Genomic DNA, 20,058 nt, shown 5'->3' with positions numbered 1-20,058 from the left:
ATCTCGTGCCGGATCAGGATGACCTAGGACGCACCATTTATCTTGATGTCAAGATACACGATATCAACTGATTCTGGGCTGCGCCGCTCAGGCGACCCTCACCGGAGTGCGGCCAGTCGCGCGACGAGGGCACGCCCCTCGGCGACGCGCTTCTCCCAGGTCGTACCCACCACGAGCAGCACCAGGCCTGCGGCGGCGATCAGGATCCACCGTTGCAGGGCCAGCGCCGTGGGACCGACGTTCGCCAGGACCACGAGCAGCAGCACCGCCGAGCCCGCCACGACGGGCGCACCCCAGCGCAGGACCACTCCAGCGGCGAGGCAGGCCGCCGCCACGAGCGCCAACAGCCCGGCACGCAGGCTGGTCGGCTCGGCGAGCGCCTGGGGCAGCGACGGCAGCAACGCCAGCGTCAGGCCCGGGACCAGCACCGACCAGGTCCGGCTGGCCGGATCGGTGCGCAGGCGCCACAGTCCCGCTGCGAGGACCGCGACCGCGAAGGGCGCCGTGTACGCCTCGACCGTGCCGACCTCGCTGGCGGCCAGACGGGTCACCCACGCCCCGCCCACGAAACCGGCCGCGACCCATCGCAGGTACGTCCGGTCGTCGTCCAGGAGTCCGACGACGGCGGCCGCGACGGCCCCGATCGTGAACACCAGCGCGGCCGTCGCGAGATCGTCCGCCTCCACGAGGGCGATGAACAGCGAGAGCGCGGCGACGACCTCGACGGCGATCCGGTGCCAGACCAGCTCATCCAGGGCCAGGGTCAGCAGCAGCGCCGCAGCCGCACAGCCGGCGATGATCGGACTCCACCACGTGGCGTCCGTGTCCGACAGGTTCAGGACGAGACCGATCGTCGCGATGGCGGCGCCGGCCGCGAGACCCAGCGACACCGCGGAGGTCCCCCGCCTGAACTCCTCGGGGTCGTCGAAGCCCGCAAGCGCGCACATCGCCAGACCGGCGGCGACCAGGCCCCACGTCCAAGCCGTGACCGGAGCGTCGCCCGGCACGACCGCGACGGCCGCCAGGACGGCCACGGGCGGCAGCACCGCGAACCACGCAGGGCCCCGCCGCAGGGCGAAGGCGAGACCGGCGCCCACGAGCACCACCGTGATCGCATGCACGAGGAACGGCAGTGTCGAGGACGCGACGGCCGTGACGACGGCCGCTCCCCCGGCGACGACGCCCAACGGCAGACGGAGGTGGTCGGGGACGAGCCGGGGCGAGGGCCACCGGCCCATGGCCCACCACGCCACCAACAGACCCGCGGCGACGCCGAGGACCTTCCAGTCCTCGCGAACGGCGATGTCGGAGGGGCGCACCCAGAGGTCACTCGGCGATCCGTAGCCGGAAGCGACATCGGCCCGCTCGAGGTTCATCATCGCCACCGCGCCGCCCCACAACACCAGGGCAGCCCCGGTGACGACCGTGCCCCACCGCACACCGAGCGACCACGCATCGGGCCGCGCGACGAGGAGGGCCAGCAGTGCGACGACCGCCGCCACCGCCACGAGACCGATGCTCCCGGCCGCGTCGGCGCGCCACGCCCATCCGGACACCGCCAACCCGACCAGGTAGAGCAGTCCGACCGTGGCCGAGCCGACGAGCCAGGGCCGGAGGGCGACCATGAGGACACCCCCGAGGAGGGCCGCCGCGACGAGCGTGAACAGCGGCAGCGCGTCCGCGAAGGTCAGGGCCGGGGAGCCGGACTGCGCCTGGATGACGGCCAGGACGACGGAGAAGGCGCCGAGGCACAGCGCGAGCGCGGCAGCGCCCCACATGGCCCAGGGCATCGCGAGACGGACGCTGATCGCCACGACGACGAGCGGCACGACGAGGGCGGCCATCGCACTCCAGAACCAGGTGTCCTGGTCCCCCAGGTCCAGCAGCCGGTCCATGAGCGCGGGCGCGCTGACCCACGGGGCCAGGCCGGCCGCGATCTGGGGCATCGCCAGGTCGTGGTCGAACGCCGTGCGGGCCCATCGCACCACCACCACGGCGGTGGCCACGACACCGGCGGTCCACACCAGGGAGACGACGGCGAAGTCGCTCCAGCTCAAGCCGAACAGGCCCTCGGCGACCGCGGCCAGGACGTCGACGGTGAGCAGTCCGAGGAACACCGACCAGAGGGCCTCGGCCGCCCCGAAGAGCCGCCGCCGGGTCGCCCAGGTGGCGCAGCCGCCGAACACCGCGGTCACCGCCAGCAGGATCAGGGCACGGCCCAGGATCCCGACGGCGGCCCACGCGATGGTCGCGAAGATCAGGCCGGCGACGATGAGGCAGACCGCACCGAGGCCGAGCAGCACGGAGCCGACCGACCACGCGTGGTGCGCGGGGGCGGGCACCACGCCCGGAACGAAGACGGGCGCGGGAGCCGGCGTGACGGGCTGCTGAGCGGCGGCGGTCGATGCTGGCCGTGCCTCAGGATCGATGCGCGGCGTGCGCGCCTGGACCGCGCGTCCCTGCGCCACGAGCCCGTCCGCCTGGACGAACAGCCCCCAGAGCTGATGGGCCTGCTGCGAGGTCAGGTCGAAGGCACAGTGCGGACACGAGATTCCCCCCGAGATGGCGCCCCGGCAGGCCGGACACGCGTGGGGATCGGCGTACTTCACGGGGGTGACTCAACCGGACCCGTCAGTCGCGCGCAAGCGACACGACACATTCGACGTGGTGTGTCATCGGGAACAGCGCGAACCCGCGCAACGACTCCAGCCGGTAACCGAGGGTCGCGAAGGTGGCGACGTCACGCGCCAGGGCTGCGGGATCGCACGCGACATAGACGATCCGCCGGGGCTCCAGCGCGGCGATGGCGGTGACGGCGTCCTTCGCTCCCTGACGGGGCGGGTCCAGTACGACGACGTCGGCGCGCGCGCCCAGCGTGCCCCGGGCGAGGGCTCGCTCGACCGGAGCGTGCACCGTCGAGGCGTTCGACAGGTCGGCGAGGTTCTCGGCGGCATTCGCGGACGCCCGTCGGTTCCCCTCGACGCTGACCAGCTCGCCCGGAGCACACGCAGGTGCCAGGAACGCGGAGAACAGACCGGCCCCGGCGTAGAGGTCGAGGACGCGATCACCGGGACGGACCTCCGCGGCCTCCATGACGGCATCGACCAAGGTCGTGGCGGCGGCGGGATGGACCTGCCAGAACCCCGAGCCGCTGACCCGGAAGTCCCGCCCGTGGACCCGCTCGACGAGCGTCCCCGTGCCCGCCCGGACGGTGCCGTCCGAGGCGACGACGCCGTCGACCTCGGTCTCGAGCCGGTCGCCGATGGTCGCGTCGGTCACCAGCAGGCGCTGGCCCGTGGACGACACGATGGACTCGACCCGCGGCTCGTCCCAGGTCTGCTCGGTGACGTCGGGCAGGTCGGGGTGCGCGATCGGGCACGACGGGATCGGCAGGACATCGTGACTGCGGTGGCGGCGCAGTCCGGCCATGCCGTTCTCGGCCACCGACCACACCACCCGGGTGCGCCAGTCCAGCAGCGGGCCGACGGCCTCGACCCGCCCGGTCCACTCGAGGCCGGCCAGTCGCTGCAGCTGCTCGCGCACGACGTCGGTGAGGAGCGTCAGCTGACCCTCCGCCGAGACGTGCTGGAAGTCGCAGCCGCCGCAGAGTCCCGGCCCCGACAGTGGGCACGGAGGCTCGACCCGGTCCGGCGAGGGCTGGAGCACGCGGATCGCGTCGGCGCGCAGGAACTTGCGCGAGCGCTCGGTGATGCGGATCTGGACGACCTCGCCGGGCAGCGCATGCCGCACGAACACGACCTGGCCGTCCAGGCGGGCCACGCAGTGGCCACCGTGCGCCACCGGTCCGACCTCGACCACGGGATCCGTCTCAGCCACCGCTCCGCCCTCCGATTCCACGCCGCACGTCACCGGGGGTCGGTCGTGCATGGTCCTTCTTCACACGCTGCGCCGAGGCCAGCTGGTACGGCACGCTGACGACCAGCACCCCGGGCAGGAACAACAACCGGGCCTTCAGACGCAGCGCGGTCTGGTTGTGCAGGAGCTGCTCCCACCACCGGCCGACGACGTACTCCGGGATGTAGATGGTGACGATGTCGCGCGGGTTCTGCGTGCGCTTGGTCTTGACGTACCTGACGATCGGCCGCACGACCTCGCGGTAGGGCGAGTCCAGCACCCGCAACGGTATCGGCACCCGCAACTCGTCCCAGCGGCGCGCGAGCTCGGCGCTGTCGTCCGGGTCGAGGTTGACCGACACGGCCTCCAGCGAGCTGGGCTGGCCGAGCCGGGCGTAGGCGATCGCGCGCATCGTCGGCTTGTGGAGCTTGCTGACCAGCACGATGCCGTGCACCCGAGCAGGCAGCGCGACGTCACTCTCGTCGACGGCGAGCTCCAGGGCAACCCGGTCGTAGTGCCGCGAGATCCCCCGCATCACGAGGAAGACGGCGACCATCGCCAGGATCGCGATCCATGCGCCGGCGAGGAACTTGGTGACGAGAACGATCACGAGCACCGTCGCGGTCATCGCCAGACCGAACGCGTTCACCCCCCGCGACCGGTGCATCCGGCCGCGCTCCGCCGGATCGGTCTCCTCGGCCAGCAGCCGGGTCCAGTGCCGGATCATCCCCAGCTGGCTCAGGGTGAACGACACGAAGACCCCGACGATGTACAGCTGGATCAGCTTCGTGACCTCGGCGTCGAACGCCACGATCAGCACCCCGGCCGCCGCCGCGAGGGTGACGATGCCGTTGCTGAACGCCAGCCGGTCGCCGCGGGTGTGCAGCTGGCGCGGCAGGTGGCCGTCGCGCGCGAGGATCGACGCCAGGACGGGGAAGCCGTTGAAGGCGGTGTTGGCGGCCAGCACCAGGATGATCCCGGTGCAGGCGATGACGAAGTAGAACAGCGGCGGCACGCCCTGGAACAGGGCCGCCGCGAGCTGGCCGATGACCGTCTCCTGGACGTAGCCGTCGCCCACGGGCTTGCCGTCCAGCAGCAGCTGATGGGCCGGGTCCTCGACGTAGCGAAGGTCCATCAGGTCGGCCAGGACGATGATGCTCATCAGCATCACGATCGAGATCGTGCCGAGCAGCAGCAGCGTCGTCGCGGCGTTGCGGCTCTTGGGCTTGCGGAAGGCCGGCACGCCGTTGCTGATCGCCTCGACCCCCGTGAGGGCTGCACAGCCCGACGAGAAGGCGCGGGCGAGCAGGTACGCCATCGCCACGCCCGAGACCGCCCCGGCGAAGGGGTCCTCGGCGGCGATGTCGTACTTCGCGCTCTCGACCTGCGGCAGCGTGCCCAGGGCGTACTGCGTGTAGCCCCAGATCGCCATCAACGCGATGGAGGCCATGAAGAGGTACGTGGGGATCGCGAAGGCCCGGCCGGACTCCTTCGCCCCGCGCAGGTTCACCGCGGTCAGCAGGGCGACCAGCCCGACCGCCGCGGCCGCCTCGTGTCCCTTGAGGAACGGCAGCGCCGCCGCGGCGTTCTGCACGCCCGAGGAGATCGACACCGCGACGGTCAGGACGTAGTCGACCATCAGCGCGCTCGCGACCGTGAGGCCGGCGTTGCGCCCCAGGTTCACGGTCGCGACCTCGTAGTCGCCGCCCCCGCTGGGGTAGGCGTGCACGTTCTGGCGATAGGACGCCACGACCGTGAGCATGACGACCACGACCGCGATCCCGATCTGCCAGTTGAAGGCGTACGCCGTCAGCCCGCCCATCGACAGGGTCAGGAAGATCTCGTCCGGCGCATACGCCACGGACGACAAGGCATCGCTGGCGAAAACGGGCAGCGCGACCCGCTTGGGCAACAACGTCTCGCCCATCTGGGAGGTGCGCAGCTTCTGTCCGATGAGAGCGCGCTTGAGCGCGCCGGTCAATCCCACGCAACCGATGCTAGACCGGTTCCCGACCGGTGTACCGTCGCCGGTGTGCACATCGTGATCATGGGGTGCGGGCGCGTCGGGTCGTCACTGGCCCGCAGCCTGGAGTCCCGGGGACATTCGACCGCCGTGATCGACTCCAACCCCGACGCCTTCCGCCGTCTCGGACCGGCCTTCGCCGGGCTCACCGTGACCGGCATGGGGTTCGATCGGGGCGTCCTGGTCAAGGCCGGGATCGAGGGCGCCGACGCATTCGCCGCCGTCTCCAGCGGCGACAACTCCAACATCATCGCCGCCCGCGTCGCCCGCGAGGTGTTCTCGGTCGAGAACGTCGTCGCCCGCATCTACGACCCCCGGCGCGCCGAGGTCTACGAACGCCTCGGCATCCCGACGGTGGCGACCGTCCCGTGGGCCGCCGACCAGGTCCTGCGCCGCCTGCTGCCGGCCGGCTCCGAGCCGGCCTGGCGCGATCCCTCGGGCCTGCTGCGGCTCGACAACGCCTACGCCCCGTTCGCCTGGGTGGGCCGCACCGTGGCGGCGCTCGAGGCCGAGACCGGCGTACGGGTGGCGTTCATCACCCGGCTGGGCCGGGGCGAGCTGATCGCGGCCGACACCGTCATCCAGGAGGGCGACTACCTGAGCATGTTCCTGGTGGCCGCCCGGGCCGAGGAAGCTCTCGAGGCGCTGGCCGCAGGACCGAAGGAGGACGACTGATGCGCGTTGCGATCGCCGGAGCCGGGGCCGTCGGCCGCTCCGTGGCCCAGGAGCTGCTCGACCACGGACACGGTGTGCTGCTCATCGACAAGTCCGCGACCGCGATCCGCAGCGATCTCGTGCCCGGCGCCCAGTGGCTGTTGGCCGACGCGTGCGAGATGTCCACGCTGGAGGAGGCGCAGCTGCAGACGTGCGACGTGGTGATCGCGGCCACCGGCGACGACAAGGCGAACCTCGTCACGTCGCTGCTGGCCAAGACCGAGTTCACCGTTCCCCGCACGGTCGCCCGGGTGAACAATCCCAGCAACGAGTGGCTCTACGGCGAGTCCTGGGGTGTCGACGTGGCCGTGTCCACGCCGCGCATCATGGCCGCCCTCGTCGAGGAGGCCGTCGCCGTCGGCGACCTCGTGCGCCTGTTCACCTTCCGCCAGAGCAACATCAACCTGGTCGAGATGACCGTCCCGGACGAGTCGGCGCACGTGGGCCGGCGCCTGGGCGACATCGCCTGGCCGCAGGGAGCCACGCCCGTCGCGATCCTGCGCAACCAGCAGTCGCTGCCGCCCGAGGACGATCGCACCATCGAGGCCGGGGACGAGCTCTTGTTCGTCACCTCGCCCGACGCCGAGGCCGACCTGTCGGCCCTGCTGGCACCGCCGAAGGACTGACCTCAGGCCCTGCCGGGCTCGTCGGCGTCGCCCAGGTCGGTGACCGGCGTGCTGTTGCGGCTCAGCAGCCACACCATCGCGGCCAGGGTCGCGATCTGCAACGGCCAGCCCATGACGATCTTCGACGTGCCCAGCCAGCCGATCTGGTCGGCGGCGTAGAGCGGGTACTGCACGACGACGCGCAGGATGCACGGCAGCGCGAACACCAGGGTCAGACGGTTGCACAGCCGTCGCATGCCCGGATCGCGACGCCATCTGCTGAGGTCGCCGACGAGGGCGCCGATCATGACGCCGATCGCCGGCCAGCCGATGACGACGGTGGCGACCAGGACGACGGCGTACCCGGCGTTGTAGATGATGCCGGGCAGGAAGACGTCGCGGGCCTCACCGGTGCGCGAGGCGAACAGCGCCGCGATGCCGATGCCCACGAGCGCGTTGATGACGAACTGCGGGTTCGACCGCTGGACGACCCGGGCGATCAGCAGCACGGCGGTGAGCGCCGAGGCGATGATGAGGCTGAGGGTCAGTTCGCGGGTGCTGAGGTAGCAGACCGTGAACGTGATGGTCGGGACCGCGGCCTCGACGATGCCGCGCACTCCCCCGAAGGCCTCGGCCAGCCGCTGGCGCACGACCTGCTCGACGGTGGCGGCATTGACGTCCGGCTGCTCGGCGGGATCGGTCACGGGTCCAGCCGATACGCGGGGTTGTACATGACACGCTCCTGTCCTCGGTGACCGATCCGCCCGCCGGCGGTCAGGGAACGACCGGCGGCGATGCCCTCGATACGACGTCGTCCCAACCAGATCAGGGTGACCGTACCGGTGCCGTCGTACAGGGTGGCCTCGAGCGCCGTGGCGTCGTCGACGGGGCGCAGGGTGACGTCCTGGAGCACGCCGTGGACGTCGACCCGCTCGCGCGTCGGCGCGTCCTGGATCGCCGAGCATCCTGCGGCGGCCGTCCGGCCACGCAGCTCGGCGTTCTCCTGCTGCTCGAGCGAGAAGCGCTCGAGCCAGCGTGACACCACCCCGGCCATGACCGCCTACTCCTCCGGGATCCGCTGGGCGTCCGGCGGGAGCTGCAGCGGCAGCGACTCGCGCAGGATCCGGGGCTCATCACCGCGCCGGACCCGCAGGTCGCGCAGGATCTCCATGAAGACGCCCTCGTTCGTCGACTCGAGCCCGGCCGCGCCCAGGACCGTGGCGCGCACGACCCAGCGAGGGCCCTCGATGCCGATGAAGCGCGCCGGCTGGATCGCGTCGTTGCCCTCGGTGTCCTTCGCGGGGAACTGCGCCAGCACCTCGGTGCCGAACGGTCCCTCGACCTCCTCGTACCGGCCGCCGCGCTTGTCGACCTCCTCGCGGAGCTCGGCACGGACGCCGTCCCACGTGCCGCCACTGCGCGCGCCGGCGAAGGGCCGCAGCTCGACGGCGGAGCCGCCCGAGGTGACCAGGACGGCCGTGACGACGTCGTCCTCGGTGGGCAGCTGGACCTCGATGTCCCCGCGCATCTTGATCAGCAGGGTCCCCAGGTCGACGTACTCGTCCGGGTTCTCGAGCGGGCGCTCGACGAGGTCGAACGGCCCGTCGGCCCGCGGGCCGGTGACCTCGACGCGCTCGACCGGCGCGGAGTCCGACCCGGAGTCGGTCGCCCCGGACTTCTTGCGACCAAACATCACAGACTTCCTTCCGTTGTCGCCTCGATGGAGGCGTGACCACCCGAGGAACCGTACCCGCCGGCACCCCGCACGGTCTCCGACAGTGCGTCGACCTCGACGAACTCGACCCGCTCGACCCGCTGGACCACCAGTTGCGCGATGCGGTCACCGCGCCGGATGTGGACGGGCTCGCTCAGGTCGTGGTTGATCAGCAACACCTTGACCTCGCCACGGTAACCCGCATCGATGGTGCCCGGCGTGTTCACGACCGAGAGACCGTGCCTCAGCGCGAGCCCCGACCGCGGGTGGATGAAGCCCGCGAATCCTTCCGGCAGGGCGATCGCCACGCCCGTGGGCACGAGCGCCCGCGCGCCCGGCTCGAGCGTGACGTCGACGCTGGAGACGAGATCCGCCCCTGCGTCGGCCGGGTGGGCGTAGGCGGGAAGCGGGACGTCGGCGTCGAGCCGCCGGATCTGCACCTCGGTCACGGTGGCGACGATACTGGCGCACACCCCCATCGGGCACAGTGGAGTGGTGGAAACGAACCCTCGACGTCACTCTGAACGACTCGTCGCCTCCGGCTTGTGGTGGGGCATGGTCGTCCTGACCGCCGTCATCGTGGCGTGGTTGCTGCTGGTCGCGACCAGCCCGTCCGTCGCCGCGACCGTCGGCCTGGCGACACTCGTCGTCCTGGGCGCGGGTCTGTGGCACTGGGGCTCCTTGCGCGTCGTCGCCGAGCCCGGCCGCTTCCGGGCCGGCGACGCGCACCTCGAGGCTCCCCATCTGGGGACGGTCGAGGCACTCGACCCCGCCGCCTGGCGCGCCGCGCTCGACCGTGCCGGCACCGACCGGGCGTTCCTGCTGACGCGCCCCTGGATCGATCGCGGGGTCCGCGTCGCGGTCGCCGATCCGGACGACCCCACGCCCTACTGGCTCGTCTCCACCCGACGTCCCGCCACGGTGGAGCGCGTCGTGGGTCACACTGGTGCTGCCCCCGACGAAAGGACCACCGATGGCCAGGAAGCGCGCGAAGAAGACGACTGACGCGGCGACGACGTCGGTCGCCGAGGCGAAGATCCAGAAGAGTCGCGGCCGCGGCGCCTGGCGCGCCCTGGACGCCGGCTCCGGACTCCTCGCGGCGTCGCTGGCCCCCCGGGTGTCGAACCTCGCCTGGCGCGCGGCCACCGGCCGCAAGCCCCCGACGAACACGCGCAACCCCGAGCTCAGCACCAAGGAGGCCGTCGCCTGGGCGGCCATCGGCGGGGCCACCGTGCAGGTCGTGCGCACCATGGCGCGTCGCAGCGCGGCCAACTACTGGCTGCGGTCCACCGGCGACCTGCCGCCGGGCATGAAGTCACTCAAGGACCCCACCGACCGCTGAAGACAACGACGTCCGGTCCCCCGCAACAGCGGCTGGGACCGGACGTCAGGTGGCTGCGCGAACGTCAGTCGGCGCAGTCCTTGCAGATCGGCATGCCGTTCTTCTCGCTCGCCAGCTGGCTGCGGTGGTGCACCAGGAAGCACGACATGCAGGTGAACTCATCGGACTGCTTCGGCACGACCTTGACGGCCAGCTCCTCGTGCGAGAGGTCGGCGCCGGGCAGCTCGAAGGACTCAGCCGCCTCGACCTCGTCCTCGTCGACCTTGCCCGAGTTCTTCTCGTGGCGACGCGCCTTCAGTTCCTCGATGCTGTCCTCGGACTGCTCTTCGTCGGTCTTGCGCGGCGCATCGTAATCGGTTGCCATCAACTCTCCATGCTGGTTCTCGTGGAACTGTGGTCGTGTTCTTGTGGAACGCGCAGATTCAACCACATGGGTCAAAACCGCTTGCAGCCGGAAGACCTGAACCAGCTCGTGCGGCCGACGTTTCCACTCTCACGGCGAACGCGCGAGTCGAACTCTACGACCGATCAGAAGCGGCAACGCTCGACCAGCGCGAGGAATTCCGCGATCGCGGCGGCCGGGGCTGCGACGACGAGCCGCTCGTCCGGGACTCCGTCGAGGCCCGTGACCACCAGACCGGCCTCGCGGGCGATCAGGCCGCCCGCCGCATGGTCCCACGGCTTGAGGCCCTGCTCGACGTAGGCATCGAGCCGGCCCTCGGCCAGGTCGGTGAGGTCCAGGGCCGCCGCACCGATCCGGCGGATGTCGCGCACATGCGGCAGCATCCGGCCGACGGCGGCCGCCTGGTGCTCGCGCACGCTCGGCACGTAGTTGAAGCCGGTGGCGACGAGCATCTGATCGACGGGAGCCGCGGGAGGACCGGTCAGGCGGGTCCGTTCGTCCCCGTCCACGCGCCAGGCCCCACCGCCGGCGGTGGCCTCGTAGGCCTCACCCGTGGCGATGTTGACCACGACGCCGATCTCGTCGACGCCGTCACGTCGCGCCGCGATGGAGACCGCGTACCTCGGGATGCCGTAGACGAAGTTGACGGTGCCGTCGATCGGGTCGACGACCCACTCGACGCCGGAGGTGCCCGAGACGTCCTGGCCCTCCTCGCCCACGAAGGCGTCGTCGGGGCGGGCGGCGAGGATCCGCTCGCGGATCAACTCCTCACAGGAACGATCGATCGCCGTGACGAGGTCGGTCGGGCTGGACTTCGTGTCCGCCACCCCGACGCGGCCCCGGGGTCGAAGCACGCGCACGTGCTCCGCCGCCTCGGCGGCGACGTCGCGGGCGAGGTCGAGCAGCTCGGTCACGCGATGACCGGGCGCTGCGACCGCGGATTGAGGCAGCAGTCCGCCGCGCAGGTGTCGGCCTTCGGGCCGAACTCGCCCATGGCGGGGCGCTCGGGTGACTCGCCCCGCTCGGCGGCGGCGCGCTCGAGCAGCAGGTCGCGGATCATCGCGGCGTACCGGGGATCGGCGTTCGGGCTCGCCGCACGGGCGAACCGCAGCCCCAGTTTCTCGGCCGTCGCCTTCGCCTCGGTGTCGAGGTCGTAGACGACCTCCATGTGGTCGGCCACGAACCCGATGGGGACGAGCGCCACGCCGGTCACGCCCTGTCCGGCCAGCTCCTCGAGGTGGTCGTTGATGTCCGGCTCGAGCCAGGGCTGGCTCGGCGGCCCCGACCGCGAGCAGTAGGCCAGCGACCACTGCGTCACCCCGAGCGCCTCGGACACCAGCCGGGCCACGGACAGGTGCTGGCGCTCGTAGAGTCCGCACCCCGGTCCGCCGCTGGCCTCGTTCATCTGGTCGGGGACCGAGTGCGTCACGAACACGACGTGGGCGTCGGGACCAACCTGCGCCAGCGCGTCCCGGGCGTACTCGGTGAACAGCTCGACGAAGACGGGGTGGTTGAAGTGGTGGCGCAACCGGTCGACCCGGATGGGCAGGTCGTTCGACACCTCGAAGAGGTCCTCGCGGTACTGGCGGCAGCTGGAGTACGACGAGTAGGCGCTGGTCATGAAGCACGCGACGCGCTCGACCCCGTCGGCGACCATCTGCTCGAAGGCGTCGGCCAGGTACGGGTCCCAGTTCCGGTTGCCCCAGTAGACCGGCAGGTCCAGACCTTGCTCGGCGAAGTCGGCCCGCAGCGCAGCCCGCAGCTCGCGGTTGATCCCGTTGATCGGCGACTTGCCGCCGAAGCCGAAGTAGTGCTCGCCCACCTCGACGAGTCGCTCCTTCGGGATCCCCCGCCCGCGGGTCACGTTCTCGAGGAACGGCACCACGTCCTCGGGCTTCTCGGGGCCTCCGAAGGAGACCAGCAGGAGGGCGTCATAAGGCCGTGCGTCCATGCCGTCAGTCTCCCACGGCCGTGGTTGAGGCAGCCGGGTCCTAGATTGGTCCCGCCATGCTCTCCGCCTACCGCACGATCCTCGCGACGCCCGGCGCTCCGGCCTTCACCGCCGCCGGCGCCCTGGGCCGGTTGCCCCTGTCGATGACGGGACTGGGCATCGTGATGCTGATCTCGTCGCGCACGGGTGAGTACGGCCCTGCCGGACTGGTCATGGCGGTCTACGTCATCACCGCGGCGGTGTTCGCGCCGGTCCAGGGCCGGTGGGCCGACCGGCTGGGGCAGGCGCCCGTCCTGCTCGCCGCCGGCGCGATCTTCGCCACCGGCGTCACCGTGGTGCTCCTGACGGTCGACCAGACCCTGTGGGGTGCGTCCGCCGGCGCCATGATCGCGGGTGCCGGGGCGCCGCAGACCGGCAACCTTGTCCGGGCGCGCTGGACCCATGTGCTGCACGACCGCCGCCGCCTGCAGACCGCCTTCGCGCTCGAGGCGGTCCTGGACGAGGCCGTCTTCGTCGTCGGGCCGGTCCTCGTGACCGTCCTGACCCTGAGCGCCCTCGACTGGTCCGGCCTGGCGGTCGCCGGCGTCGCGGCCATCGTCGGGGCGTGGGGGCTGGCGCTCCAGCGGGGCACCCAGCCGGCGCACCGCACCGACACCAGCGTCCCGCGCGAGCCGCTGCCGTGGGCCCTCCTCGGCCCGCTCGTCGTCGCAGCCTTCGGGCTGGGCGTCCTGTTCGGCGCCACCGAGGTCCTGGTGGTCGCGTTCACCGAGGAGCAGGGCCGTCCCGGCGCCGCCGGCGTGGTGCTGGCCATCTGGTCGGCGGGGAGTCTCGCGGCCGGGCTGGCCGTCGGGGCGCTGGCTCCTCCCGCCGATCCCGTCCGCCGGTTGCGCCTCACCACCGTGGCGCTCGTCGTCTTCCTGGCTCCCCTGCCCTTCGCGCCCAACATCGCACTGCTGGCGATCGGCTTCCTGCTGGCCGGGTTCGCCCTCTCCCCCACGCTCATCACCGCGGTGCACCTGGTCGAGCTGACGGTGCCGAACACGCGCCTCACCGAGGCCCTCACCTGGACCACGACCGGCATGTCCACCGGAACGGCGCTCGGCGCCGCCGTCGCCGGCCTGATGGTCGACCGCTGGTCGGCCTCGACGGGCTTCACGCTGCCCGTCGTGGCTGCCCTGCTGACCGCCGTCGTCGCGCTCCTCTACCGCGCCCCCGCGGCGGCCCCGGTACGCTGACGCACTGACGGCTGCGGGTGGCTCGTCGGTCGAAACCAGGAGCGGCCACGGCGAGTCTCCCCTCGATCAGCTGCGGCCGTCATTAGCATCGAAGTCGGTGGCAGTAGTGACACGGGGAGGCTCGAACATGCGGGAACTCGCAACCGTGGGACTCAGCGACGACGGGCGATTCCTCGTCGCCCGGGACGCGACCACCGGAGAACGTTTCCGGCTCAGCATCGATCGCCGGCTCACCTCACTGGTCGATCGCACCCCCGTGGGTTCGAGTCGTTCCGGACAGATGGAGATTCCGATGGAGAGTTCGCTCAACCCCCGCGAGATCCAGACCCGCATCCGTCGCGGCGAATCGGTCGAGGAGGTCGCCGAGCAGGCCGGCATCACGGTCGAGCGCGTCCACGGCTTCGCCGTGCCCGTCATCGCCGAGCGCGAGTGGATGGCCCAGTCGGCGCGCGCCACGACCGTGCGCCGCAAGCACGTCGGCGGCCCCGCGGTCGCCCTGGCCGAGCTGGCCGACGCTGCCCTGGTGCAGCGCGGCATCACCCCCGAGGACGCCGAGTGGGACGCCTGGCGCCGTGAGGACGGCCGCTGGACCGTCCGCGTCGACTTCGACGGCGGCTCCGCGAGCTTCCTGTACGACCCCAAGAGCCGTTACGTCGTCGCCGACGAGGACGCCGCCCGCGACCTGGTGGGCGACCTGGCGACCGAGGAGCAGCACGACATGGCGTTGGCCGACCTGGTCACCGAAGCTCCCGAGGCGTACGGCGGCGCCGACGAGGTCGACCACGCTCCCCTCGTCCGCTCGATCAAGGAGGCCCGCGACCGCCGGGCCCTCGAGCAGGCCGTCTTCGACGAGCCCGTCGAGGAGCCGGTCGAGGACGTCGAGGACCAGGCCCTGGAAGAGCGCATCGCCGTCCCCGACACCCCGAAGCCCCGCAAGAAGCACTCGCGCCGCTCGGTGCCCAGCTGGGACGAGATCATGTTCGGCGGCTCGCCGGAGTAACGGCGGTTTCGTCAGGTCGGTCGGTTTACCACGGTCCCGTGGTAAACCATCACATCCCCAAGGAAGCTTTCCTGGGGAGGCGACAGTTTGCCCAGGGAAGTCCGGTCAGTCGAACGGCAGCACGTCGGGCGACAGCGCCCCGGCCTGGGCCCGCGCCGAGGTCATCCGCTTGCGGTGATGACGCCGGCACAGCACCTCGTAGCCGATCTGCGGCGTGGGGCGGTCCGGGTCCTCGACGTCGCCCACCACGATGACCTCGCCCTCGGTGACCATCTCGCCGTCGGCGGTACGCGCGTTGTGCGTGGCGCGAGCGCCACACCAGCACAGCGCCTCGACCTGCAGCGTCAGCACCCGGTCGGCCAACTCGACCAGCCGCAGTGAGCCCGGGAAGAGCCGCGTGCGGAAGTCGGTGAGGATGCCGAAGCAGTACACGTCGATCGACAACTCGTCCGCGACCTTGGCCAGCTGGTCGACCTGATCGCTGGTGTAGAACTGCGCCTCGTCGCACACCAGGTAGTCGACCCGCCCTCCCCCGGTCAGCTCACCGACGACGTCGGCCCAGAAGTCGAGCTCCTCGCCGACCTCGATCGCGGGGGTGGCGAGACCCAGCCGGCTGGACAGGACCGCCTCGCCGGCACGATCGTGCGACGAGTAGATGCGGCCCACCCGTCCCCGAGCGCGATGGTTGTGGTCCAGTTGCAGGGCCAGGGTGCTCTTGCCCGAGTCCATCGTCCCGGAGTAGAAGACCAGTTCTGCCACGTTCTCGGCTCCTCCTCAACTCGCCACGAGGACGGGGATACGACGTTCGCGGCCGGTGATCGACCCGTGGAAGCCACGCAGCAGCAACTCGACCGAGAACACGTCCGACGCGAACACGGCGAAGTCGTCCAGCGCCGCGACGACGACGTCGCCGAAGCGGCCACGCACGGCGGGGTCCAACGGGCCGAACCACTCCTGCGCGTCGTCGCGCAGCCGCACCTCGACGCGGTCGCCGAGCACCTCGCGCCAGCGTGCCGCGACGGCCTCCTCGGCACCCGAACGGGTGTGCACGTGGCGGAAGCGGGCCTCGCCGGCGACCAGCACCACGTCGTCGCGCAACTCGGGATGGTCGACCAGGTCGAATCGCCCCTGCATCGGGACGTCGACCATGCCGTGGTCGGCGGTCACCAGCAGGACCGCGTCGGCAGGAAGGGCCTCGCGCAGGTCGGCGACGTCGCGGTCCACCTCCGCCAGAGCCTTACGCCACTCCGGCGAGTCGACCCCGTGTCCGTGCCCGGTGTGGTCGACCGCCGACTCGTACGCGTAGACGACCGAGCGATCGCCCTGCTCGACCGCCTCGGCGATCGCCGTCAGGCGGTCCCAGGAGCGGTCGGCACCGATGAACGGCACTCCACGCTGGCTGACCCGGGTGAGGCCGCTGCGCTCGAACCTCGAGTCGTTGACGACGGTGGCCGCGACGCCCGCGTCGGCCAGCCGGCGCAGGACCGTGGGATGGGGCTGCCACTGCTCGGGGTCGACACGGTCGTCCCACGTCAGGGTGTTGAGGAATCGCGGCGTGCCCGGGATGCGGCACGTGTAGCCGGCCATCCCGTGCTGCCCGGGCAACAGACCCGTGCCGAGCGACGTCAGGCTGACCGAGGTGGTCGACGGGATCCCCGCCAGCACTCCCTCGACATTCGTCAGCGACGACAGGAACGGCGCGAGGTCGGCGTGCTCACGGAGCAGGTCCAGACCCAGCCCGTCGACGACCATCACCACGTAGCGGTCGGCCTTCGGCAGGCCCAGGACGTCGGTGAAGCCGGCGACGTCCAGGGCACCGCCGACCGAGGTCATGATCTCGTGGATCCCGGCGCGGGCAGCGGTCATCGGGCGGCGGTGACCGTCGTCGCGGCCGTCAGGGTCCGGGCGAACTCGAGCAGTCCCACGACGGCGGCGCCGCCCTCGGCCGCAGCACTGAGCCGCAGCGAGAAGTCGTCGCCGGTCAGCGTGCCGCCGTACCCGTGGTCGGCCTCGCACTCGGGGTCGTCGCACCGCGCCGGTTCGAGCTCGACGCGCGAGACCGCGCCCCACGAGACCGTCAACAGGGCCTCCTCGAGCTGCTGGGTCTGCGTCGAGACCATGCGGGTGACGACGACACCGGTGACGCGCGACAGCGGCACCGCCTCGACGGAGGTGGAGGTGTACGGCTTGGGCAGCAGGGTGTCGCCGGGGTGCTCGTCGGTGTGGGTCAGCAGGAGGCGGGAGGGCGTGAGGACCAGCACCGACATGTGCCGGCGGATCTCCTCGCGGTCGAAGGTGGGCTCGTGGTGCACCACGAACGACTCCACCGGCTCACCGGCCAGGGCGTCCTCGAGCGCGCCGGAGATGATCTCGGGGTAGTACCCGCTGCGCGAGATGGACTCGTACAGGTCCTTCGTCCGGTCCTTGGTCTGGGTCACCGACCCAGCGTATCCGCCGCGGCATCGGGCTGGCTCAGGCGCCGGACGAACCAGTCGCCGCGGCTGTCGGACGACGGGATGACCTTCGCGCGAGCACTCAGGGCGGTGTACCCGTCGGGGTTGACCAGCACCGGCTCGAGATCGAGCGAGACGACCTCGGGCAGGTCGTCCTTGAGCGCCGCCAGGCGCAGCACGATGTCCTCGAGCGAACCCACGTCGACCTGCTCGCTGCCCTGGTAGCCGAACAGCAGGGGCGCCGCCCGGATGCCGCTGATCATGGAGCGCGCGTCGACGTCGGTCAGCGGCGGGATGCCGTAGCTGCGGTCCTCGAGCAGCTCGCTGGGCGCCCCGGCGATGCCGAACGAGACCAGCGGGCCGAACAGGCGGTCCTCCGTGGCGCGGAAGGCGACCTGGACGCCGTCGGGAGCCGACTTCTGCACGAAGAAGGTCGTGTCGGCGCGGATGCCGCTCCACGTGGTCATCTCGTCCCACGCGATCGCCATGTCGCCGGCGTCGTGGATCCCCCGCCAGACGTGCGCGAGGTCGGGCCGGGCGCGCAGGTGCTCGCTGCCGGCCTTCAGGACGACGTCCCAGCCCAACTGCTCACCGGCGGCGATCGCCTCCTCCTTGCTGTGCACGTTGGTCCAGGTCCACAGATCGATGCCGTAGCAGGACAGCAGGTAGTGCACCTGCTCGGTCGAGAGGACCGCGCCGCGGGGGGCGATGGTGAGGACGTCGCGGATGAGCGCCTTGGCGTCGCCGGAGCGGTGCTCGGCCGCGACGTGGTACTCGCCGTGGTCGCGGGCCGCCCACTCGGCGTAGTTGACCGCGCGCGCGAGCGCCTTGACGGCCGCCTCGGGAGCCGCGTAGGACGGCACCGAGCCGCGGCCGGCCGAGCCACCCTCGAGATCGGGGACGCGCAGCAGCACCGGGATGCCCTTGCTGGCCAGGAAGGTCGAGACGATCGGCTTGTCGGACTGCTCGCCGATGGCCGCCAGCACGTTCGCGACCGCGTCGCTGTCGGTGGTGATCGGGGGCGTGTAGACCGCCACCAGGGCGTCGACGTCGGGACGGGCCAGTGCCGCCTCGATGGCGACCTCGAACTCCTCCGCGCCGGCGTTGGCCCCCAGCGGGATCGGCGGCGCGACCTGCAGACCCTGCGACTTCGCGGCATCGGTGACGATCAGCGCGACGGCGTCGGAGTTGCCCACCACGGCGATGCGGTTGCCACGCGGCAGCGGCTGGTGCGCCAACAGCTGGGCGACGTCGAACATCTCGTCGAGGTTGTCGACCTGGATGACGCCGGCCTGGCGGAACATCGCGTCGACGGCCTGCTGCGGCGCCGAACTGCGGCGCACGGTGTGGCCGACGGGAACACCCTGGGTCGAGCGGCCCGACTTCACGGCCACGACCGGCTTGACCTCCGACACCCGCCGGGCGAGCCGCGAGAACTTGCGCGGGTTGCCGATGGACTCGAGGTAGAGCAGCACGACGTCGGTGCTGTCGTCCTGGTGCCAGTACTGCAGGAGGTCGTTGCCCGAGACGTCGGCGCGGTTGCCCGCGGACACGAACGTCGACAGGCCCAGGCCGCGCGCCGCGACGGTCTCGAGGATCGCCGAGCCGAGAGCACCGGACTGGCAGAAGAAGCCCGCGCGTCCGGGCGGCGGCATGGTCGCCGACAGCGAGGCGTTCAACTGGACGTCGGATGCCGTGTTGATGATGCCCAGGCAGTTCGGGCCGATCAGGCGCAGTCCGTGGGTGCGGCACAGGTGCAGCAGCTCCTGCTGGCGCGCGCGCCCCTCGGCACCCTCCTCGGCGAAGCCCGCCGAGATCACGACGAGCCCGTGGACGCCCTTGGCGGCGCAGTCCAGGACGACGTCGTTGACGTGCTCGGCCGGCACCGCCACGATCGCGATCTCGACCTCGCCCGGGATGTCCCGGACGGTCGGATAGGCCGTGAGGCCCGAGACGGCCTCGGCCTGGGAGTTGACGGCGTAGACCGTTCCGCCGTAGTCGCCCAGCACGAGGTTGCGGACCATGGCCTGACCGATCGACCCCTGGCGGCGGCTGGCGCCGACGACCGCGACGCTGCGGGCGCCGAAGATGCGGGCGATGGACGCCGCCTCGGCGCGCTGCTCGCGCGAGCGCATGACGCCCAGGGCCGAGTCGGTGGGGTTGATCTCGAACGTGAGCCGCTGGACGCCGTCCTCGAGCGTGCCGCTGATCGTGTAGCCCATCTCGCGGAAGACCTGGAGCATCCGGACGTTCTCGGGCAGCACCTCGGCGATGAACTCGGTGAAGCCGCGCTCGCGTCCGGCCTGGGCGAGGTGCTCGAGCAGCAACTGGCCGATGCCGCGGCCCTGGTGCGCGTCCTCGACGAGGAAGGCGACCTCGGCCTCGTCCTCGGAGACCGCGTCGTACCGACCGACGGCGATGATGTCGTCGTGCTGGGTCACCACGAAGGCGACCCGCTGGTGGTGGTCGACGGTGGTGAAGCGCGCGATGTCGCGATCGGACAGGCGCGGGTAGGGCGCGAAGAACCGGAAGTACTTCGACTCGGCCGACACGCGGTCGTAGAAGGCCACGAACTTGGCGGCGTCCTCGGGCACGATCGGACGGATCTGCGCCACGCGACCGTCCTTGAGCAGGACATCGGCCTCCCACGCGGGGACGGGGTGCGGCACGACGGTCGTCTCCACTGATTCGCTGCCACTCACGAGCACAAACCTACCCCGCGGGCGGCGGGTCGGTGGCGACCGTGCGACGCGGCGCGGGAGA

Annotated in this window: 20 protein-coding genes; 6 read left to right on the top strand and 14 right to left on the bottom strand. The window is 71.4% G+C overall.

Features of this window, described 5'->3' with window-relative positions; translation table 11 throughout:
• Window positions 1–98 precede the first annotated feature (98 nt).
• Genes GL325_RS01055 through GL325_RS01045 form a run of 3 tightly spaced genes read right to left on the bottom strand, consistent with a single transcriptional unit; the run spans window position 99 to window position 5,782 of the window.
• On the bottom strand, window positions 99–2,609 hold the full coding sequence (locus GL325_RS01055; RefSeq protein WP_187768335.1) for an SCO7613 C-terminal domain-containing membrane protein: 2,511 nt from the start codon (window positions 2,607–2,609) through the stop codon (window positions 99–101).
• Window positions 2,610–2,631: 22 nt separating this feature from the next.
• Window positions 2,632–3,837, bottom strand: coding sequence for a class I SAM-dependent RNA methyltransferase (locus GL325_RS01050; protein WP_255955317.1), 1,206 nt, complete (start codon window positions 3,835–3,837; stop codon window positions 2,632–2,634).
• A complete protein-coding gene (locus GL325_RS01045) occupies window positions 3,830–5,782 on the bottom strand; it encodes an APC family permease (protein WP_187768988.1) in 1,953 nt (650 codons plus the stop codon). Before GL325_RS01045 ends, GL325_RS01050 begins: the two co-directional genes overlap by 8 nt.
• Before the next feature lie 105 nt (window positions 5,783–5,887).
• Here GL325_RS01045 and GL325_RS01040 point away from each other — a divergent pair, with 105 nt between their 5' ends.
• Entirely contained in the window at window positions 5,888–6,553 is a 666-nt protein-coding gene (locus GL325_RS01040) for a TrkA family potassium uptake protein (protein ID WP_187411386.1), read from the top strand.
• A complete protein-coding gene (locus GL325_RS01035) occupies window positions 6,553–7,218 on the top strand; it encodes a TrkA family potassium uptake protein (protein ID WP_187768333.1) in 666 nt (221 codons plus the stop codon). Before GL325_RS01040 ends, GL325_RS01035 begins: the two co-directional genes overlap by 1 nt.
• A gap of 2 nt (window positions 7,219–7,220) precedes the next feature.
• Here GL325_RS01035 and GL325_RS01030 read toward each other — a convergent pair whose 3' ends face one another.
• Genes GL325_RS01030 through dut form a run of 4 tightly spaced genes read right to left on the bottom strand, consistent with a single transcriptional unit; the run spans window position 7,221 to window position 9,360 of the window.
• Window positions 7,221–7,901 (bottom strand): DUF3159 domain-containing protein, encoded by a 681-nt coding sequence (locus GL325_RS01030; RefSeq protein ID WP_255955315.1) that lies wholly within the window; start codon window positions 7,899–7,901, stop codon window positions 7,221–7,223.
• Window positions 7,898–8,251 carry an OB-fold nucleic acid binding domain-containing protein gene (locus GL325_RS01025; RefSeq protein ID WP_154594847.1) on the bottom strand — a complete coding sequence of 118 codons (354 nt, stop codon included), beginning with the start codon at window positions 8,249–8,251 and terminating at the stop codon, window positions 7,898–7,900. The genes GL325_RS01030 and GL325_RS01025 overlap by 4 nt, the downstream gene beginning before the upstream one ends.
• Before the next feature lie 6 nt (window positions 8,252–8,257).
• Complete coding sequence (locus tag GL325_RS01020; protein WP_154594846.1) at window positions 8,258–8,890, bottom strand: DUF3710 domain-containing protein; 633 nt, start codon at window positions 8,888–8,890, stop codon at window positions 8,258–8,260.
• Window positions 8,890–9,360 carry a dUTP diphosphatase gene (dut, locus tag GL325_RS01015; protein ID WP_255467018.1) on the bottom strand — a complete coding sequence of 157 codons (471 nt, stop codon included), beginning with the start codon at window positions 9,358–9,360 and terminating at the stop codon, window positions 8,890–8,892. The genes GL325_RS01020 and dut overlap by 1 nt, the downstream gene beginning before the upstream one ends.
• 1 nt (window position 9,361) lies before the next feature.
• On the opposite strand from dut, the gene GL325_RS01010 reads away from it, so the two are divergent.
• Together GL325_RS01010 and GL325_RS01005 are read left to right on the top strand one after the other, a co-directional pair.
• The gene (locus tag GL325_RS01010) at window positions 9,362–9,916 is read left to right on the top strand and encodes a DUF3093 domain-containing protein (RefSeq protein ID WP_308209228.1); all 555 of its coding nucleotides are present in this window, start codon (window positions 9,362–9,364) and stop codon (window positions 9,914–9,916) included.
• Entirely contained in the window at window positions 9,885–10,253 is a 369-nt protein-coding gene (locus GL325_RS01005; protein ID WP_187411387.1) for a DUF4235 domain-containing protein, read from the top strand. Before GL325_RS01010 ends, GL325_RS01005 begins: the two co-directional genes overlap by 32 nt.
• A gap of 64 nt (window positions 10,254–10,317) precedes the next feature.
• Here GL325_RS01005 and GL325_RS01000 read toward each other — a convergent pair whose 3' ends face one another.
• The 3 genes from GL325_RS01000 to GL325_RS00990 all read right to left on the bottom strand — a co-directional run bounded on the left by GL325_RS01000 (window position 10,318) and on the right by GL325_RS00990 (window position 12,607).
• Window positions 10,318–10,617: a DUF4193 domain-containing protein gene (locus GL325_RS01000; RefSeq protein WP_154594842.1), complete on the bottom strand. Its 300-nt coding sequence runs from the start codon at window positions 10,615–10,617 to the stop codon at window positions 10,318–10,320.
• Between the two features lie 164 nt (window positions 10,618–10,781).
• Window positions 10,782–11,570, bottom strand: a complete 789-nt coding sequence (locus GL325_RS00995) for an inositol monophosphatase family protein (RefSeq protein WP_187411388.1) — start codon at window positions 11,568–11,570, stop codon at window positions 10,782–10,784.
• Window positions 11,567–12,607: a ferrochelatase gene (locus GL325_RS00990; protein ID WP_187768332.1), complete on the bottom strand. Its 1,041-nt coding sequence runs from the start codon at window positions 12,605–12,607 to the stop codon at window positions 11,567–11,569. The genes GL325_RS00995 and GL325_RS00990 overlap by 4 nt, the downstream gene beginning before the upstream one ends.
• 56 nt (window positions 12,608–12,663) lie before the next feature.
• Here GL325_RS00990 and GL325_RS00985 point away from each other — a divergent pair, with 56 nt between their 5' ends.
• Entirely contained in the window at window positions 12,664–13,842 is a 1,179-nt protein-coding gene (locus tag GL325_RS00985) for an MFS transporter (protein ID WP_154594840.1), read from the top strand.
• A gap of 127 nt (window positions 13,843–13,969) precedes the next feature.
• Window positions 13,970–14,842, top strand: a complete 873-nt coding sequence (gene sepH / locus GL325_RS00980) for a septation protein SepH (protein ID WP_187768331.1) — start codon at window positions 13,970–13,972, stop codon at window positions 14,840–14,842.
• A gap of 105 nt (window positions 14,843–14,947) precedes the next feature.
• On the opposite strand, the gene GL325_RS00975 is transcribed toward sepH, so the two are convergent.
• From GL325_RS00975 to GL325_RS00960, 4 genes are read right to left on the bottom strand one after another with little or no spacing between them, the layout of a single operon-like run.
• Complete coding sequence (locus GL325_RS00975) at window positions 14,948–15,601, bottom strand: thymidine kinase (protein ID WP_187411389.1); 654 nt, start codon at window positions 15,599–15,601, stop codon at window positions 14,948–14,950.
• Between the two features lie 15 nt (window positions 15,602–15,616).
• Complete coding sequence (locus GL325_RS00970) at window positions 15,617–16,708, bottom strand: alkaline phosphatase family protein (protein ID WP_187768330.1); 1,092 nt, start codon at window positions 16,706–16,708, stop codon at window positions 15,617–15,619.
• Complete coding sequence (locus tag GL325_RS00965) at window positions 16,705–17,280, bottom strand: DUF5998 family protein (protein WP_187411390.1); 576 nt, start codon at window positions 17,278–17,280, stop codon at window positions 16,705–16,707. The genes GL325_RS00970 and GL325_RS00965 overlap by 4 nt, the downstream gene beginning before the upstream one ends.
• Window positions 17,277–19,997 (bottom strand): bifunctional GNAT family N-acetyltransferase/acetate--CoA ligase family protein, encoded by a 2,721-nt coding sequence (locus GL325_RS00960; protein WP_255467019.1) that lies wholly within the window; start codon window positions 19,995–19,997, stop codon window positions 17,277–17,279. The genes GL325_RS00965 and GL325_RS00960 overlap by 4 nt, the downstream gene beginning before the upstream one ends.
• Between the last annotated feature and the right edge of the window lie 61 nt (window positions 19,998–20,058).

Source organism: Aeromicrobium sp. 636 (assembly GCF_024433585.1).
GTDB classification, from domain to species: domain Bacteria; phylum Actinomycetota; class Actinomycetes; order Propionibacteriales; family Nocardioidaceae; genus Aeromicrobium; species Aeromicrobium senzhongii.
The sequence above is the reverse complement of the archived record's forward strand: the minus strand, read 5'-3'. Positions and strand labels throughout refer to the sequence as shown.

Bases quoted from the DNA above. Each gene is read 5' to 3' on its own strand.
- sepH (WP_187768331.1), top strand. From the start codon at position 13,970: ATGCGGGAACTCGCAACCGTGGGACTCAGCGACGACGGGCGATTCCTC.
- GL325_RS01035 (WP_187768333.1), top strand. From the start codon at position 6,553: ATGCGCGTTGCGATCGCCGGAGCCGGGGCCGTCGGCCGCTCCGTGGCC.
- GL325_RS00970 (WP_187768330.1), bottom strand. From the start codon at position 16,708: ATGACCGCTGCCCGCGCCGGGATCCACGAGATCATGACCTCGGTCGGC.
- GL325_RS01020 (WP_154594846.1), bottom strand. From the start codon at position 8,890: ATGTTTGGTCGCAAGAAGTCCGGGGCGACCGACTCCGGGTCGGACTCC.
- GL325_RS00985 (WP_154594840.1), top strand. From the start codon at position 12,664: ATGCTCTCCGCCTACCGCACGATCCTCGCGACGCCCGGCGCTCCGGCC.
- GL325_RS01000 (WP_154594842.1), bottom strand. From the start codon at position 10,617: ATGGCAACCGATTACGATGCGCCGCGCAAGACCGACGAAGAGCAGTCC.
- GL325_RS01005 (WP_187411387.1), top strand. From the start codon at position 9,885: ATGGCCAGGAAGCGCGCGAAGAAGACGACTGACGCGGCGACGACGTCG.
- GL325_RS01025 (WP_154594847.1), bottom strand. From the start codon at position 8,251: ATGGCCGGGGTGGTGTCACGCTGGCTCGAGCGCTTCTCGCTCGAGCAG.
- GL325_RS01045 (WP_187768988.1), bottom strand. From the start codon at position 5,782: ATGGGCGAGACGTTGTTGCCCAAGCGGGTCGCGCTGCCCGTTTTCGCC.
- GL325_RS00990 (WP_187768332.1), bottom strand. From the start codon at position 12,607: ATGGACGCACGGCCTTATGACGCCCTCCTGCTGGTCTCCTTCGGAGGC.